This is a genomic window from Herbiconiux sp. FW305-C-125 (assembly GCF_058783455.1).
This window is the reverse complement of record NZ_JBYSYO010000012.1, coordinates 100340-113029: the sequence shown is the minus strand read 5'-3', so window position 1 is coordinate 113029 and position 12690 is coordinate 100340. Positions and strand designations below refer to the sequence as shown.

At 70.6% G+C, this 12690-nt stretch carries 14 protein-coding genes; 8 read left to right on the top strand and 6 right to left on the bottom strand.

The window, feature by feature from the left end; translation table 11 throughout:
* The first annotated feature begins 34 nt into the window (after nt 1-34).
* From AC3WLB_RS21450 to mgtA, 4 genes are all read left to right on the top strand, one after another.
* Nucleotides 35-454, top strand: coding sequence for an NAD(P)-dependent oxidoreductase (locus AC3WLB_RS21450; RefSeq protein ID WP_492509533.1), 420 nt, complete (start codon nt 35-37; stop codon nt 452-454).
* Between the two features lie 94 nt (nt 455-548).
* Nucleotides 549-995, top strand: a complete 447-nt coding sequence (locus AC3WLB_RS21445; protein ID WP_492509531.1) for a winged helix-turn-helix transcriptional regulator — start codon at nt 549-551, stop codon at nt 993-995.
* A 137-nt stretch (nt 996-1132) separates the two neighbouring features.
* Nucleotides 1133-2143: an alcohol dehydrogenase AdhP gene (gene adhP, locus AC3WLB_RS21440; RefSeq protein WP_492509529.1), complete on the top strand. Its 1011-nt coding sequence runs from the start codon at nt 1133-1135 to the stop codon at nt 2141-2143.
* A 10-nt stretch (nt 2144-2153) separates the two neighbouring features.
* Nucleotides 2154-4847 carry a magnesium-translocating P-type ATPase gene (gene mgtA, locus AC3WLB_RS21435; protein WP_492509527.1) on the top strand — a complete coding sequence of 898 codons (2694 nt, stop codon included), beginning with the start codon at nt 2154-2156 and terminating at the stop codon, nt 4845-4847.
* On the opposite strand, the gene AC3WLB_RS21430 is transcribed toward mgtA, so the two are convergent.
* Nucleotides 4786-5211 (bottom strand): pyridoxamine 5'-phosphate oxidase family protein, encoded by a 426-nt coding sequence (locus tag AC3WLB_RS21430; RefSeq protein ID WP_492509525.1) that lies wholly within the window; start codon nt 5209-5211, stop codon nt 4786-4788. The two genes, mgtA and AC3WLB_RS21430, sit on opposite strands and share 62 nt — an antisense overlap.
* 97 nt (nt 5212-5308) lie before the next feature.
* Entirely contained in the window at nt 5309-5836 is a 528-nt protein-coding gene (locus tag AC3WLB_RS21425) for a MarR family winged helix-turn-helix transcriptional regulator (RefSeq protein WP_492509523.1), read from the bottom strand.
* Nucleotides 5837-5939: 103 nt separating this feature from the next.
* Between AC3WLB_RS21425 and AC3WLB_RS21420 the strand changes: the two genes are divergently transcribed.
* A complete protein-coding gene (locus AC3WLB_RS21420; protein ID WP_492509521.1) occupies nt 5940-6263 on the top strand; it encodes a nuclear transport factor 2 family protein in 324 nt (107 codons plus the stop codon).
* Between the two features lie 10 nt (nt 6264-6273).
* Here the strand turns inward: AC3WLB_RS21420 and AC3WLB_RS21415 are convergent, their stop codons facing one another.
* Both AC3WLB_RS21415 and AC3WLB_RS21410 read right to left on the bottom strand, forming a co-directional pair.
* Nucleotides 6274-6912 carry a response regulator gene (locus AC3WLB_RS21415; protein ID WP_492509519.1) on the bottom strand — a complete coding sequence of 213 codons (639 nt, stop codon included), beginning with the start codon at nt 6910-6912 and terminating at the stop codon, nt 6274-6276.
* Entirely contained in the window at nt 6909-8630 is a 1722-nt protein-coding gene (locus AC3WLB_RS21410) for a sensor histidine kinase (protein WP_492509517.1), read from the bottom strand. Before AC3WLB_RS21410 ends, AC3WLB_RS21415 begins: the two co-directional genes overlap by 4 nt.
* Nucleotides 8631-8804: 174 nt before the next feature.
* Here AC3WLB_RS21410 and AC3WLB_RS21405 point away from each other — a divergent pair, with 174 nt between their 5' ends.
* From AC3WLB_RS21405 to AC3WLB_RS21395, 3 genes are read left to right on the top strand one after another with little or no spacing between them, the layout of a single operon-like run.
* On the top strand, nt 8805-9653 hold the full coding sequence (locus AC3WLB_RS21405) for a universal stress protein (RefSeq protein WP_492509515.1): 849 nt from the start codon (nt 8805-8807) through the stop codon (nt 9651-9653).
* Nucleotides 9650-10327, top strand: a complete 678-nt coding sequence (locus tag AC3WLB_RS21400; protein WP_492509513.1) for a BON domain-containing protein — start codon at nt 9650-9652, stop codon at nt 10325-10327. The genes AC3WLB_RS21405 and AC3WLB_RS21400 overlap by 4 nt, the downstream gene beginning before the upstream one ends.
* 1 nt (nt 10328) lies before the next feature.
* Nucleotides 10329-11348: a universal stress protein gene (locus AC3WLB_RS21395; RefSeq protein WP_492509511.1), complete on the top strand. Its 1020-nt coding sequence runs from the start codon at nt 10329-10331 to the stop codon at nt 11346-11348.
* Between the two features lie 41 nt (nt 11349-11389).
* Here the strand turns inward: AC3WLB_RS21395 and AC3WLB_RS21390 are convergent, their stop codons facing one another.
* Together AC3WLB_RS21390 and AC3WLB_RS21385 are read right to left on the bottom strand one after the other, a co-directional pair.
* A complete protein-coding gene (locus AC3WLB_RS21390; RefSeq protein ID WP_492509509.1) occupies nt 11390-12232 on the bottom strand; it encodes a universal stress protein in 843 nt (280 codons plus the stop codon).
* Between the two features lie 4 nt (nt 12233-12236).
* Nucleotides 12237-12677: a hypothetical protein gene (locus AC3WLB_RS21385; protein ID WP_492509507.1), complete on the bottom strand. Its 441-nt coding sequence runs from the start codon at nt 12675-12677 to the stop codon at nt 12237-12239.
* Between the last annotated feature and the right edge of the window lie 13 nt (nt 12678-12690).

Genomic DNA, 12690 nt, shown 5'->3' with positions numbered 1-12690 from the left:
CTCGCGTCGAAGCGACAATCCGTGGTCGAAGCCGGTGAGCCCGCCGAATTTCATGACGGATGCGACGCGAGACACGCTCACTGTGATGAAGGAGAACGGCATCCGCCGGATCGCCGTCGCCTCGACGCTCGGCGCCGGTGATTCCTGGCCGACCCTCAACCTGCTCTTCAAGGCGCTGATCAGGACCTCCAACATCCGGCACGGCTACAACGACCACCACGGCGTGGACGCGGTGGTGCGCGCCTCCGACGCGGAGTGGGTCCTGGCCCGCTCCGTCGCCCTGACCGACGCGCCACCCCGCGGACCGCTTCGCGCGGCTCCGATCGGGAGCGAGAAACCCGGCCTGAGCGTCAGCCGCAGCGAGGTCGCCCGATTCCTCCTCGACGCCCTCGCCGACGACACCTGGCTGCGTCAATCGCCGCTCATCTGGAACCAGCGACCGCAGCGCGGGTAGTCCAACCTCGTGCTGCTCCTCGGGGCCGTCGCTGCGGCTGTCCTGGGGTTCTTCGTCACCGTACGCTGAGTGTGGTAACCATAACGAGAGGAACGTGCAGGAGGTGGTCGCGGCGATGGTGTCCAGGACACTGAGCGGCCCGTGTCGCGGGTGGCCGGCCGAGAGCGGATTCATCCGCGAGGTGCTCGACCGGATCGGCGACAAGTGGACCATGCTCGTCATCAGCACCCTCGGCGGGGAGCCGCTGCGCTACTCCGACCTGCAGGCGAGCATCCCGGGCATCTCACAGCGGATGCTCACTGTCACCCTGAAGGCGCTGGAGCGCGACGGCCTGCTCACCCGCACGGCTTTCCCGGAGGTGCCGCCGCGGGTCGTGTACGAGCTGACCGACCTGGGTCGCTCGCTGCTGGAGGCCGTGCTGTCGATGGCCTCCTGGGCCGCGACCCACTACGAGGACGTCGCGGCGAGTCGCGCCGCGCACGAGCGCACCGGAGTGGGCCGGGAGAAGGCGCACGCCACCCTCGCATCGGCCGAACGCTGAGACCGTAACGGCCCCGACCGGCTTCGGAGGACCTTGGTCCTCCTCCGGGCCGGCCGGCGTTGGCAGCATGATGGCGACGGCGAGTCGCGCGGCGTCGTCCGGGATAGCCGTTCTGCGCGCCTGCTAGGGGACCACCCATGAAGACCGCTGTCGTCACCTCATTCACCGCGCCGCTGGAAATCGTCGAGCGGAGCATCCCCGAGCCGGGCGAGGGCGAGGTGCTCGTGCGGCTGGAGACGAGCGGCCTCTGTCACACCGACATCCACGCCGCTCACGGCGACTGGCCGGTGAAGCCGACTCTGCCGTTCGTGCCGGGGCACGAGGGGATCGGGATCGTCGAGCGCCTCGGCGCCGGTGTGACCGATCGCGTCATCGGTGAGCGCGTCGCGATTCCGTGGCTCGGCTACGCCTGCGGCGAGTGCCGGTACTGCATCGACGGCCGCGAGACGCTGTGCGAGCGGCAGCGGAACAGCGGCTACTCGGTCGACGGCGCATTCGCCGAGTACGCGGTGGCCAGCGCTCGTTACGTCGTTCCGGTTCCCGAGGGCATCAGCCCGCTGGATGCTGCGCCGCTCACCTGCGCCGGGGTGACGACCTACAAGGCGCTGAAGGTGGCCCACATCGTGCCGAGCGAGAAGGTCGCCGTGTTCGGTATCGGCGGGCTCGGTCACCTGGCGGTGCAGTACGCGCGTCTGTTCGGCGGCGAAGTGATCGCCGTCGACGTCGAGAACCCCAAGCTCGATCTGGCGACCCGCCTGGGTGCCGACCACGTGGTCAACGCGGCCGAAGGCGACCCCGTCGCAGCGATCAAGGCGGTCGGCGGGGCCGACGTGGCGGTGGTGCTCGCCGCGTCGCCGCGCGTGTTCGAGCAGGCGTTCGCCTCCCTCAACCGGGGCGGGCGCTTGATCTGCGTCGCGTTGCCGGCGGATCAGGACATGCACATCTCGATCTTCGAAACCGTTCTGAAGGGCATCTCCGTGATCGGGTCGATCGTGGGCACCCGGCAGGACCTGGCCGAGGTGTTCGCGCTGCACGCGGCCGGCCGCACGACGATCATCGCCGAGGGCCGCACCCTCGAGCAGGTCAACGGGGCAATGGCCGAGGTGCTCTCCGGGCACGTGCTCGCCCGGCTGGTCTTCGAGTTCTGACCGCTCACCCATGACGCGCGTCGACACCCCGGCCGTGGCGGGTGGGATGCTCCACGCTGCGGCGCAGGTCACCCCGGCCGACGCGCTCGGTCTGCTGCGATCCGGTCCTGCCGGTCTGACCGAGGCCGAAGCCGCCCGGCGGCTCGCCCAGAACGGCCAGAACGCCCTCGGAACGCATCGGGCCCGACCCTGGCGGGTGCTGGGCCGTCAGCTCAGGAGCCCGATTCTGCTGCTCCTGTTCGTGACCGCCGGCATCTCCGTGTTCGTGGGCGAGAGCACGAACGCCGTGATCATCGGGGTCATCCTCCTGGCCAGCATCGGCCTGGGGTTCGTGAACGAGTTCCGCGCCGAGCGCGCGGCCGATGAGCTGCACGACCACGTGCGGCATCAGGTGGTCGCGCTGCGGGACGGAGCGCCCATCGAGGTCGATGTGGCGGCACTCGTGCCCGGTGATGTCGTGCGCCTCTCGATCGGCGCGGTCGTTCCGGCGGACTGCCGCATCCTCGAGTGCCGCGACCTCAGCTGTGACGAAGGCATCCTCACCGGGGAGTCGCTCCCGGTCGCGAAGTCGACCGCCCCTACCCCGGCGGATGCGCCGCTGGCCGACCTGACATCGTGCGTGCTCATGGGCACCGTCGTGCAGTCGGGCAGCGCCTCGGTGCTCGTGGTGGACACCGGGCCGCGAACGGAGTTCGGGCGGATCGCGGTCGGCCTCCGCACGGCCGCGCCGCAGACGGAGTTCCAGCGCGGACTCGGCCGGTTCTCGTTGCTGCTGCTCGAAGTCGCCGTCGTGCTGACCACGCTGATCTTCGTCGCCAACCTGCTCCTGCAGCGGCCGGTGATCGATTCCCTCCTGTTCTCGCTGGCGATCGCCGTCGGCATCACCCCGCAGCTGCTCCCCGCGATCGTCAGCGCGAGCCTCGCCACGGGCTCGCGAGCCCTCGCGAAACGCAAGGTGCTCGTGAAGAGGCTGGTGTGCATCGAGGATCTCGGCGACCTGGACATGCTCGTGACGGACAAGACCGGCACCCTCACGGAAGGGCGGATCTCCTTCGAATCGGCGGTGGCAGTGCCGGATGGCAGCGCCGACGAGGTCTTCCGGCTCGGCCTTCTGGCGACGGAGACCGACTACTCCCGCACGCCGGTGTCGACCGTCGGGTCGAACGCCGTTGACGCCGCGCTGTGGGACGCGGCTGCGGCGGACACGGCACAGCACCGCGCACCACTGGGGCGAAGGGTCGATCTGCGGCCGTTCGACCACGAACGTCGCCGCACGACGGCATTGGTCGACGACCCCGGCGCGGGCCGCCTGGTCGTGACAAAAGGCTCGCCCGAGGACATCCTGCCGCTCTGCGCCGACGTACCCGCTTCGGCGCAGGAGTTGCTCGACCAGCAGTACGCGCTCGGGGCTCGAGTGGTGGCGGTCGCGCACAAGGCGCGGCCGGGCGCGGACGCGCTGTCGCCCGACGACGAGGCGGGCCTGCACCTCGACGGCCTCCTGGTGTTCCTCGACCGCCCCAAAGCCGACGCCCGTCGGTCGGTCGAGACGCTCGGCAGCCTCGGGGTGACCGTGAAGATCGCCACCGGCGACAGCGCCGCAGCGGCCGAGAAGGTGCTCGCCGACCTCGGGATCGCATCCGGCGGAACGTTGACGGGCACCGAGATCGAGGCACAGGACGACGAGACGCTCCGGGCCGCGGCGGCGGGCGTCACCGTCTTCGCCCGCGTCTCACCCGAGCAGAAGGCCCGCATCATCCGGCTCCTGCGGCACTCCGGCCGCTCCGTCGGCTTTCTGGGCGACGGAGTCAACGACGCCCTCGCCCTGCACCAGGCCGACATCGGCATCTCGGTGGACTCGGCCGCCGATGTGGCGAAGGATGCCGCGGACGTGCTCCTGCTCGACAAGGACCTCGGGGTTCTGGCCGACGGCGTGACCGAGGGGCGCCGGATCTTCGCCAACACCATCAAGTACGTGCTGATGGGCACGTCGAGCAATTTCGGCAACATGTTCAGCGCCGCCGTCGCCTCGGTCGTGCTGGCGTTCCTGCCGATGCTGCCGGGCCAGATCCTCCTCAACAACCTGCTCTACGACGCCGGTCAGCTCGCGATCCCGGGCGACCGCGTCGACCGGGAGCAGCTGCTCGCCCCCTCGCACTGGGACATCCGGTACATCCGTCGCTTCATGTTCCTGTTCGGGCCGATCAGTTCGCTCTTCGACTTCGCCACGTTCGCGCTGATGATCTTCGTCTTCCACGCCGCGGAGAGCGAGTTCCAGGCGGGCTGGTTCATCGAGTCGATCGCCACCCAGACCCTCATCATCTTCGCCATCCGCACCCGGCGCGTCCCTTTCCTGCGCAGCCGTCCCTCGCTCGGGCTCCTCCTGGCCGCCTTCGGCGTCGTGGGGGTGGGGGTCTGGCTCCCGTACTCGCCGATCGCGGGGCTGCTCGGGTTCCGGCCGCTTCCCGCACCGTTCTTCCTCGCCCTGCTCGGGATGGTGGTGGCGTACCTCGTGGTGGTCGAGATCGCGAAGAACTGGTTCTTCAGCCGGCCCGCACAGCAGCGCACGCCACACCGCGTCGTCCGGGTGCGGGGCTACCGCCATCGCCTGAGCCGGCGGGCGGCCCGGTTCATCACCCGGGGCGTCAGTACCGCTCGGGTTCGGGACCGCGACGGAAGTGCCGCCCCGACAGCGACTCCGCGGTGATGCGCACGTATTCGTACTTGAGGGTCGGGATCCAGGGCGTCAGAGGTTCCGCGTCGGCCTCATCGATCTCGCTCCGGCGTTCGAGGCGCCGCGCGACCCCTTTGAGCACCACGCTCCAGGCGTCCTCGTCGGTGTAGCCGTCGATCTCGAAAGCGACCTTCTGCGCGATCACGAGCTCGAGCAGTTTCGTGCCCGGTGCCGTGCGGATCAGGATCGAATCCGACTCGGCCAGGTAGTTGACCGGGAAGATGTCGAACTCGCCGCCCACGGCGATCGCCAGCCGGCCCAGCTCGTGGGCTCGCAGGAATTCCCAGCATTCCGCGACGCCGAGTTCCCGGACGTCGCCCTCGCCTTCCCACATCATCGTCGTCCTTTCGGTCAGGAGGGCTCCGTTGCGCGCCTTCACTGGCACTCTCGCGGAGCGCCGAGGGGAAGAGTAGGGCATTTGGTCCCGTCCGGGATCAGACCGGGGGAAGGAGTCCTCGCTCCAGCATGCGCGCGGCGGAGGTGATCGCATCGTTCACGAACCGCTCGGTGAGCGCGGTGTAGCGCCGGATGTCCTCGGGCGTCCATTCGGCGAGCACCTCGGCGATCATCCGGTCGCCGAGGGCGTAGACGCCGCGCGCTGCCTCCTCGCCCGCGGTGGTGAGGCTGATCAGGGTCGCGCGGCGGTCGGCCGGATCGGTCGTGCGCTCGACGAGCCCGTCGCTCTCGAGCCGGCGCACGATCTTGCTGACGTGCGATGCGCCGGTGGCGAGCACCTCCGCCAGGGCGGTGGGCCGCATCGGCCCCCAGGCGAGCAGGTGGCGGAGCGTGGCATGGGACTGCTGGTCGATGCTCTCCCCGCTCTTGGCGAGGATCTCGCCCTGCAGCGCGGGGGAGTCCCAGAGCAGGATCAGCGCACTCAGGTTGGCGAGCAGGTCGGACCGGTAGGGGAAGTCGCCGGCGTGCAGCGATCGCTTGCCGCCCTGCTGCCCGCTCTCATCCATCTCGCGATTCTACTGACGCCGCCCCCAAATAGTGTCCGGGAAGACACCAATTCATGTTAGTGTCCTGTAGGACAGTAAAGATCTCACGAGAAAGCAGACGACCATGAACGCGATCACCCTTCCCAAGCCCGTCGGCGACTTCGTCGATGCCATCAATGCGCACGACCTCGAGGCCGTACTCGCCACCTTCACGGCCGACGCGATCGTGGGCGACGACGGTCACACGCACACCGACCCGGCCGCGGTGCGCGCCTGGGTGACGAACGACCTGATCGCGGCGAAGGTCGTCATCACGCCCACGTCGTACGAGAACGGGCGGATGATCGCCGACTCCGACGCCGAGGTCCCCGGCGGTCCGTGGGTCTTCGCCTACGACTTCGTTCTGACCGGCGATCGCATCAGTGGATTGACGATCGCCTTGGCATGACCCACTCCCGTCAGCGCTCGCCGCGACGACGCTCGGACTGGAACACGGCCGCCTGGGTGCGCCGCACGAGACCGAGTTTGCTGAGCATCGTGGACACGTAGTTCTTCACCGTCTTCTCGGCCAACGAGAGGCGCTCGCCGATCTCGCGATTCGTGAGCCCGTCACCGATCAGCGCGAGGATCTGCCGCTCCCGGAGGCTCAGGGACTCGAATCGCGGATCGCCGTCGGGGGCCGACCGCATCTGCTTCGACGCCCGCCGGGTGAGGGCCGGGTCGAGCAGGGTGCGCCCGGCCGCCACCGAACGGACCGCGTCGATGAGGCCGGCTCCCCGGACATCCTTAAGCACATAGCCGGACGCGCCGGCCACCACGGCGGCGAACAGCGCCTCGTCGTCGTCGTAGCCCGTGAGGATCAGGCAGCGCACGTCCGGGTGCTGCGAGCGGATGTCGCGACACAGGTCGATCCCGCTGCCGTCGGGCAGCCGCACGTCGAGCACCGCGACATCCGGCGCCGTGGCGCCGATCCGGCCCGAGGCCTGACTCACGGATGCGGCCTCGCCGACGATCTCGATGTCGGCCTCGGCGTCGAGCAGGTCGCCGATGCCGCGACGCACGATCTCGTGGTCGTCGACCAGGAAGACGCGGATCACGGGTTCTCCTTCTCGTCGAGGTCGGGGAAGGGCACCGTCCAGCGAATCGACGTGCCCCCCGGTTCGGATTCGATGTCGAGGGTGCCGCCGCGTCGCGCCGCCCGTTCTGCGATGTTCCTGAGGCCGCTCCGCCGACCGGCGGCGGGGATGCCCACGCCGTCGTCCCGGACGGTGAGCGTGACGGCACCGTCGGCTGCGGTCAGATCCAGACTCGCGCGGGTCGCCGAGGCGTGCCGCACGACGTTGCTCAGACACTCGCGGGCGACCGCGGCCACATCCGCCGCCAAACCGTCGGTGACGACCAGGTCGACAGGCCCCGAGAAACTGGTGGCGGCGGGCTGCGGGAGGCCGGTGCCGGCCTCTTTCGCGAGGTCGAGCAGGGTGTGCCGGATCGAGGCCTCGGAGTGCGCCGGGCGGGAGAGGGCGAAGATCACCGTCCTGATCTGGGCGATGCTGTCGTCGATGCGGTCGACCGCGGCGGCGAGCGTCTCCGCGGTCGACCCCGGGCCGGCACGCCCGATGAGGCCCTGCAGCTCGAGACCGGTGCCGAACAACTGCTGGATGACGTGGTCGTGCAGGTCGCGGGCGATCCGTCCGCGGTCCTCGAGCAGCAGCATCCGCTGTTGGTCCTCGCGCGCCGCTGCCAACTCGAGCGCCACGCTCGCGCGGCTGACGAAATCGTCGGCGATGTCGAGGTCGAATTCGCTGAAGCGCGTGGCTCCCGGTGCTCTGGCGACGACGGCCACGATGGCCGGGGACTCGCTGTCGTCGATCGGTACCGCCATCAGCGGCCCGGCCCGCGTACCGTCCAGGAGCGCGAACGGATCGGCCTCCGCCAGGGTGGTCTCGGGCACCGAACGAGCGCTGGGGGATTCGAGGACGGCGCCGACGATCGTGGTCGCCGCCGGGAACCGGGTTCCCTGGAGGGCATCGGCGTCGACTCCGCTCACGACGACGAGTCTCAGGTGCGAACCGTCCTCGTCGCGCTCGACGATGGCCACCCGGTCGGCCTCCGCGAGCTGCACGAGCCGCCCCGCGAGTTCCTCCAGGCCCGGCCGGCGACTGGTGGAGAGGATGGCCGCCGAGGTCTCGGCCGCGGCCGCCATCCACCGCTCCCGAGCCTGCGCCTGCGCGAAGAGACGCGCGTTCTCGATGGCGAACCCGGCGGTGGCGGCGAGCGAGATGACGAGCTGCTCGTCCTCGGCCGAGAACCGGCCGCCGCGCTGACCGGTGAGGTAGAGGTTGCCGAAGACCGCGTCGCGCACCCGGATCGGCACGCCCAGAAAGCTGTCCATCGGCGGATGCCCGGCCGGGAATCCGCTCGAGCGGGGGTCGCCGGCGATGTGCTCGAGGCGGATGGGGTGCGGCTCGTCGATGAGCGCCCCGAGCAGGCCGTGACCCTCCGGGAGGTGGCCGATCCGCTCCTCGTCGGCCGCGGACATGCCCACGGTGATGAACTGTTCGAGGCCGCCGTGCGGAGCGATGACCCCGATCGCCCCGTACTCCGCGTCGACGAGTTCGACGGCCGCTTCGACGATGCGCCGCAGCACGACCGGCAGATCGAGCTGCTCGACCACCGCACGGTTGGCCTGCAGCAGTGACCGGAGCCGGCCCTGCGTCTTCATCACGTCGGCCGCGCGCGTCACGAGGTCGCCGATCGCGCGGTCGAGTTCGGCGCGCGGGGCGTCAGGGAAGGTCAGAGGGTCGTCGCCCACCATCGATGTCCTCCGTCGCGGTGCCCTGCTCGTCTCCTCCGACACCCCACGGATCAGAGCTGTTGCCACTCTACTGCGCGGGTGCGGCCAGCTCCAGGGGACCTTCGGCCCTGCCGGACGCCCCCGGGTGCGGCATCGTCGGGTGAGACAGTGTGGATTCGGCCGAGGGAGCAGAGCATGAGCGCGATCGTCGTCGGAGTGGATGGGTCGACCATCGGTCGCGCCGCGCTGACGTGGGCGCTCGATCGTGCGGCCGAGCTGCACCACGAGCTCGAGCTGGTGCACGTCGTCGCCGACGAGTGGGGCACGGTCGGGCTCAGCGCGCGACGGGAGCTGCGCGCGATGGGGGAGACGACCCTGGCCGACGCCCTCGACTTCGCCCGGGCCGCCCAACCCACCGTCCCCGTCCGGGCCGAGATCGCCGAAGGGGTGCCCATGATGGTGCTCGCGGAGCTCTCGGCAGGCGCGGAGCTGATCGCGGTGGGAACGCACAAGGCCGGCTTCGTGCGCGGACAGGTCTTCGGCTCGCAATCCCTCCAGCTCGCGGCGACCTCACGCGCGCCGGTCGCGGTGATCCCGCAGGTGCCCTACCGCAGCCGCCGCGGCGGCATCGCCGTGGGCGTCGACGACTCCGTCGCATCCGGTCTCGCCGTCGAGTTCGCCGCCCGGGAGGCGGCCCGCACCGGCGAGCGTCTCACGCTCGTCCGGTGCATCGGCATGCGCAACCACGGGGCGGCCTCCGATGCCGTCATCGAACGGGCGATGGACGCGGCCGAGTGCATCCTCGGCACCCGCCCGCACGCCCGGATGGTGCAGCGACCGCCCGCCGAGGCTCTCGTCGAAGCGACGCGCATGATGTCGCTCGTCGTCATCGGGCGGCCGACCCGCAGCGGCGGCGGAGGGCGCGGACTCGGGCACGTGGCGCATGACGTGCTGATCAACATGGCCGGCCCGGTCGTCGTGGTGCCGGAGCTCGTCCACCACGCCGAAAGGCCCACCCACCGAACCGAAAGGACGGCACGATGAAGCTGTCAGAACTGTCCGAGCACAAGACCGACGCCCAGATCCGCGATGCGGTGACCGCCGAACTGCAGTGGACCCCCGATCTGGACCACACGACCATCGCGGTCGCCGTCCGTGACGGTGTGGTCGAGCTCTCGGGCCGGGTCGCGACGATGTCCGAACGCTACATCGCCGTGAAGGTCACGCAGCGGGTGACCGGCGTCACCACGGTGGTCGACGAGATCTCGGTCGAAGGCGAACCGGATGCGACCGACCTCGACGAGCGGATCGGTCAGCAGGTCAGCGCGACCCTGGCCTGGTACGAGACCTTGCCCGGCGTCGCGATCCGGGCCGAGGTGCACGACGCCGTCGTCACGTTGACCGGCACCGTGGAGTGGGCCTATCAGCGCAAGGCCGCCCAGCGGGCGATGCAGATGCTGCCGAAGGTGCGCGGCGTCGTCAACCAGATCGTGCTCACACCCAGACGGTTCCCGCCGGACACCGCCGACCGGATCCTGGAGGCGTTCCGGCGGCAATCGAGCCTCGCCGGCACCGCCATCACCGTGCACGCCGAGGACGGCAAGGTGATCCTGGGCGGCACGGTGAGCACGCTGGTGCAGAAGCACGACGCCGAACAGACCGCCTGGAAGCACCCCGGCGTGATGGAACTGCACAACGACATCCGAGTCGAGGACTGACATGCCGGCCCTGATCGTGTACGAATCGATGTTCGGCGCCACCCATGCCGTGGCGGAGGAGATCGCCGCAGGGCTCCGCGACCGGACCCCGGCAACGGTGGCTTCGGTGAACGATCTCGACCCGGAACACCTGCCCGAGGCCGACCTGATCGTGCTCGGGGCACCGACCCACGGGCACGGATTGAGCACGCCGGTCAGCCGCGGTGACGCCGCCCTGATCGGTCTCGACAGCTTTTCGGGGCTCCGGCTCGAGCACGACGACAACGCCATCGGCATGGCCGAGTGGCTCGAACGCGCCGTGCTGCCGGCGGATGCGGTCGTCGCCGTGTTCGACACGCGCATCCGGGGCCCGCGCCTGGTGGTCGGCTCCGCCGGGCATCACGTGGTGAGGCTCCTCCGCGCCGGCGGGCGGGAACCGGTCGTCGCGTCGGAGAGCTTCTATGTCATGGACAACCACCGCCTCGAGCCCGGCGAACGGCAGCGGGCCCGGGAGTGGGGGGCGGCTCTGGCCGCGGACCGCCCGGCGCCGCTCGCCGTCGCCGACGAAGGGGTGCCCGCATCCGCGGACAGCATCGTGGTGGGTCACGACGGTTCGCCCCAGGCCGACCGGGCGCTGGCGACCGCGCTCGACCTCGCGGCGGCGCTCGGCGCACCGGTCGTGGTCGTGCGCGCCTGGTCGATCGACACGGCTCCGCCGGGGTCGTTGTTCCAGGGCGGCTACGCCGTGCCGCTGCTGGAGGTCGACCGCCGCGTCCGTGACCTGCTGATCGAGGAGACGCGGTCGATTCGCGAGCGGCAGAGCGGAGTCGCGCTGACCTACCAGGGAGTGCTCGGCCAGCCCGCGGAGGTGCTGATGGCGGTGTCACGCCGGGCGCGGATGCTCGTGGTCGGCTCCCGTGGGCGGGGCGGATTCGCCTCGCTCCTGCTCGGTTCGGTCAGCGAGCAGTGCGTGCGCCACGCGGCCTGCCCCGTGCTGGTCGTACGGCCCTCGGGGAGCGACACCGATCACGACGGCGCCTGAGACGACCCGCCCCGTCCGGGCGCGGGCCAGCCGTCGACGCCTCAGGAGCGGACCACGATGGTCGGGGCGTCGAGGTCGCGCAGCACCGCATGACTGACGGAGCCGAGGAGGAAACGGCTCACGCCGCGGCTGCCGTGATTGCCCACGACGAGCTCGGCGGCGCCGCGGGCGGCCTGGCCGAGAGCGATGGCGGGTGGTTCGCTGATGAGCGAGCCACGGATGCTCAAGCCGGAGACCCTGCTCGCGGCCGCCACCGCGTCGTCGAGCACACCCTGGTGCACGTCCTCCAGCGAGTCCTCGAACCCGAGGTCGGGCGCGTAGGCCTCCTGCCACTCGGGCGGCGGGGCCCACGCGTGCACGAGGTGCAGTTCTTCGTGCAGCTCGAGGGCTTCGGCGATCGCCACCTCCACCAGCTCGGGCGTCGCCGGGGAGCCGTCGACGCCGACCACGACCCCCGAGCGCACGCCCACGAAGACGTTGCTCGGCACCACGGCCACCGTGCCGGGTGTCTGCGCGCCGGCGAGCCGGGTGGCCACCGACCAGCCGAAGCGGCCACGCCGCTCCGATCGCGGGGTCGCACCCACGACGAGCAGGGCGTCGGGCCCTGCAGCACGGAGGAGTTCGTCGACGACGGCGCCCCGCACGACGGCGGTGTCGATCCGGGCATCCGGCCGGCGCTCGCGCATCCGGTCGGCCGCGTCCATCACCGTGACCCGCGCCGAAGTGGTGGGCGACGCCGCGCTGAGATAGTCGCTGCCCGTCTCGTGGCCCGGCACGACGGAGACGAGGTGGACCGGGGTCGTGCCGGCACGTTTCAGCGCCCAGTCGAGCGCGACGCCCGCGGATTCGGATTCGTTCCATCCGACGACGATGCTGTCGAACATCTCGTCACCTGCTTTCTGTCGAGGCGCGGCGGCCCCGTGCGGGCCGCGCGATCGCCGGGGTGATGCCCAGGAGGGCGAGGACGAGCACGAGCTCGGCGATGCCCACCGTCAGGTACGCCGTCTGCAGCCACGAGTATTCGCGGATGATCGCGAGTTCGACGAAGATCCAGACGATCATGCCGAAGCCGGCGATCGCGGCGAGCAGCAGACCGATCTGCGAACGCAGCAGGAGGCCGACGGCGCCCGCGAGCTGCGTTCCGCCGACGATGATGCCGAGCACGAGCCCCGGCACGAGGAACGAGGTGAACGGGCTGCCGTCGAGGTACTCCGGGGGGACTCCGCCGCCGCCGAAGAAGATCGCCAGGGCGGCGCCGCCGAACGACGAGACGGCGCCGAAGGCGAGAAGGCCCACCAGGATGCGGCGGGTGACCGTGTCGCTGATCATGGCATCGCTCCTA

Bases quoted from the DNA above. Each gene is read 5' to 3' on its own strand.
- AC3WLB_RS21400 (WP_492509513.1), top strand. From the start codon at position 9,650: ATGAAGCTGTCAGAACTGTCCGAGCACAAGACCGACGCCCAGATCCGC.
- AC3WLB_RS21430 (WP_492509525.1), bottom strand. From the start codon at position 5,211: ATGATGTGGGAAGGCGAGGGCGACGTCCGGGAACTCGGCGTCGCGGAA.
- AC3WLB_RS21385 (WP_492509507.1), bottom strand. From the start codon at position 12,677: ATGATCAGCGACACGGTCACCCGCCGCATCCTGGTGGGCCTTCTCGCC.
- AC3WLB_RS21410 (WP_492509517.1), bottom strand. From the start codon at position 8,630: ATGGTGGGCGACGACCCTCTGACCTTCCCTGACGCCCCGCGCGCCGAA.
- AC3WLB_RS21395 (WP_492509511.1), top strand. From the start codon at position 10,329: ATGCCGGCCCTGATCGTGTACGAATCGATGTTCGGCGCCACCCATGCC.
- AC3WLB_RS21405 (WP_492509515.1), top strand. From the start codon at position 8,805: ATGAGCGCGATCGTCGTCGGAGTGGATGGGTCGACCATCGGTCGCGCC.
- adhP (WP_492509529.1), top strand. From the start codon at position 1,133: ATGAAGACCGCTGTCGTCACCTCATTCACCGCGCCGCTGGAAATCGTC.
- mgtA (WP_492509527.1), top strand. From the start codon at position 2,154: ATGACGCGCGTCGACACCCCGGCCGTGGCGGGTGGGATGCTCCACGCT.
- AC3WLB_RS21420 (WP_492509521.1), top strand. From the start codon at position 5,940: ATGAACGCGATCACCCTTCCCAAGCCCGTCGGCGACTTCGTCGATGCC.
- AC3WLB_RS21390 (WP_492509509.1), bottom strand. From the start codon at position 12,232: ATGTTCGACAGCATCGTCGTCGGATGGAACGAATCCGAATCCGCGGGC.
- AC3WLB_RS21425 (WP_492509523.1), bottom strand. From the start codon at position 5,836: ATGGATGAGAGCGGGCAGCAGGGCGGCAAGCGATCGCTGCACGCCGGC.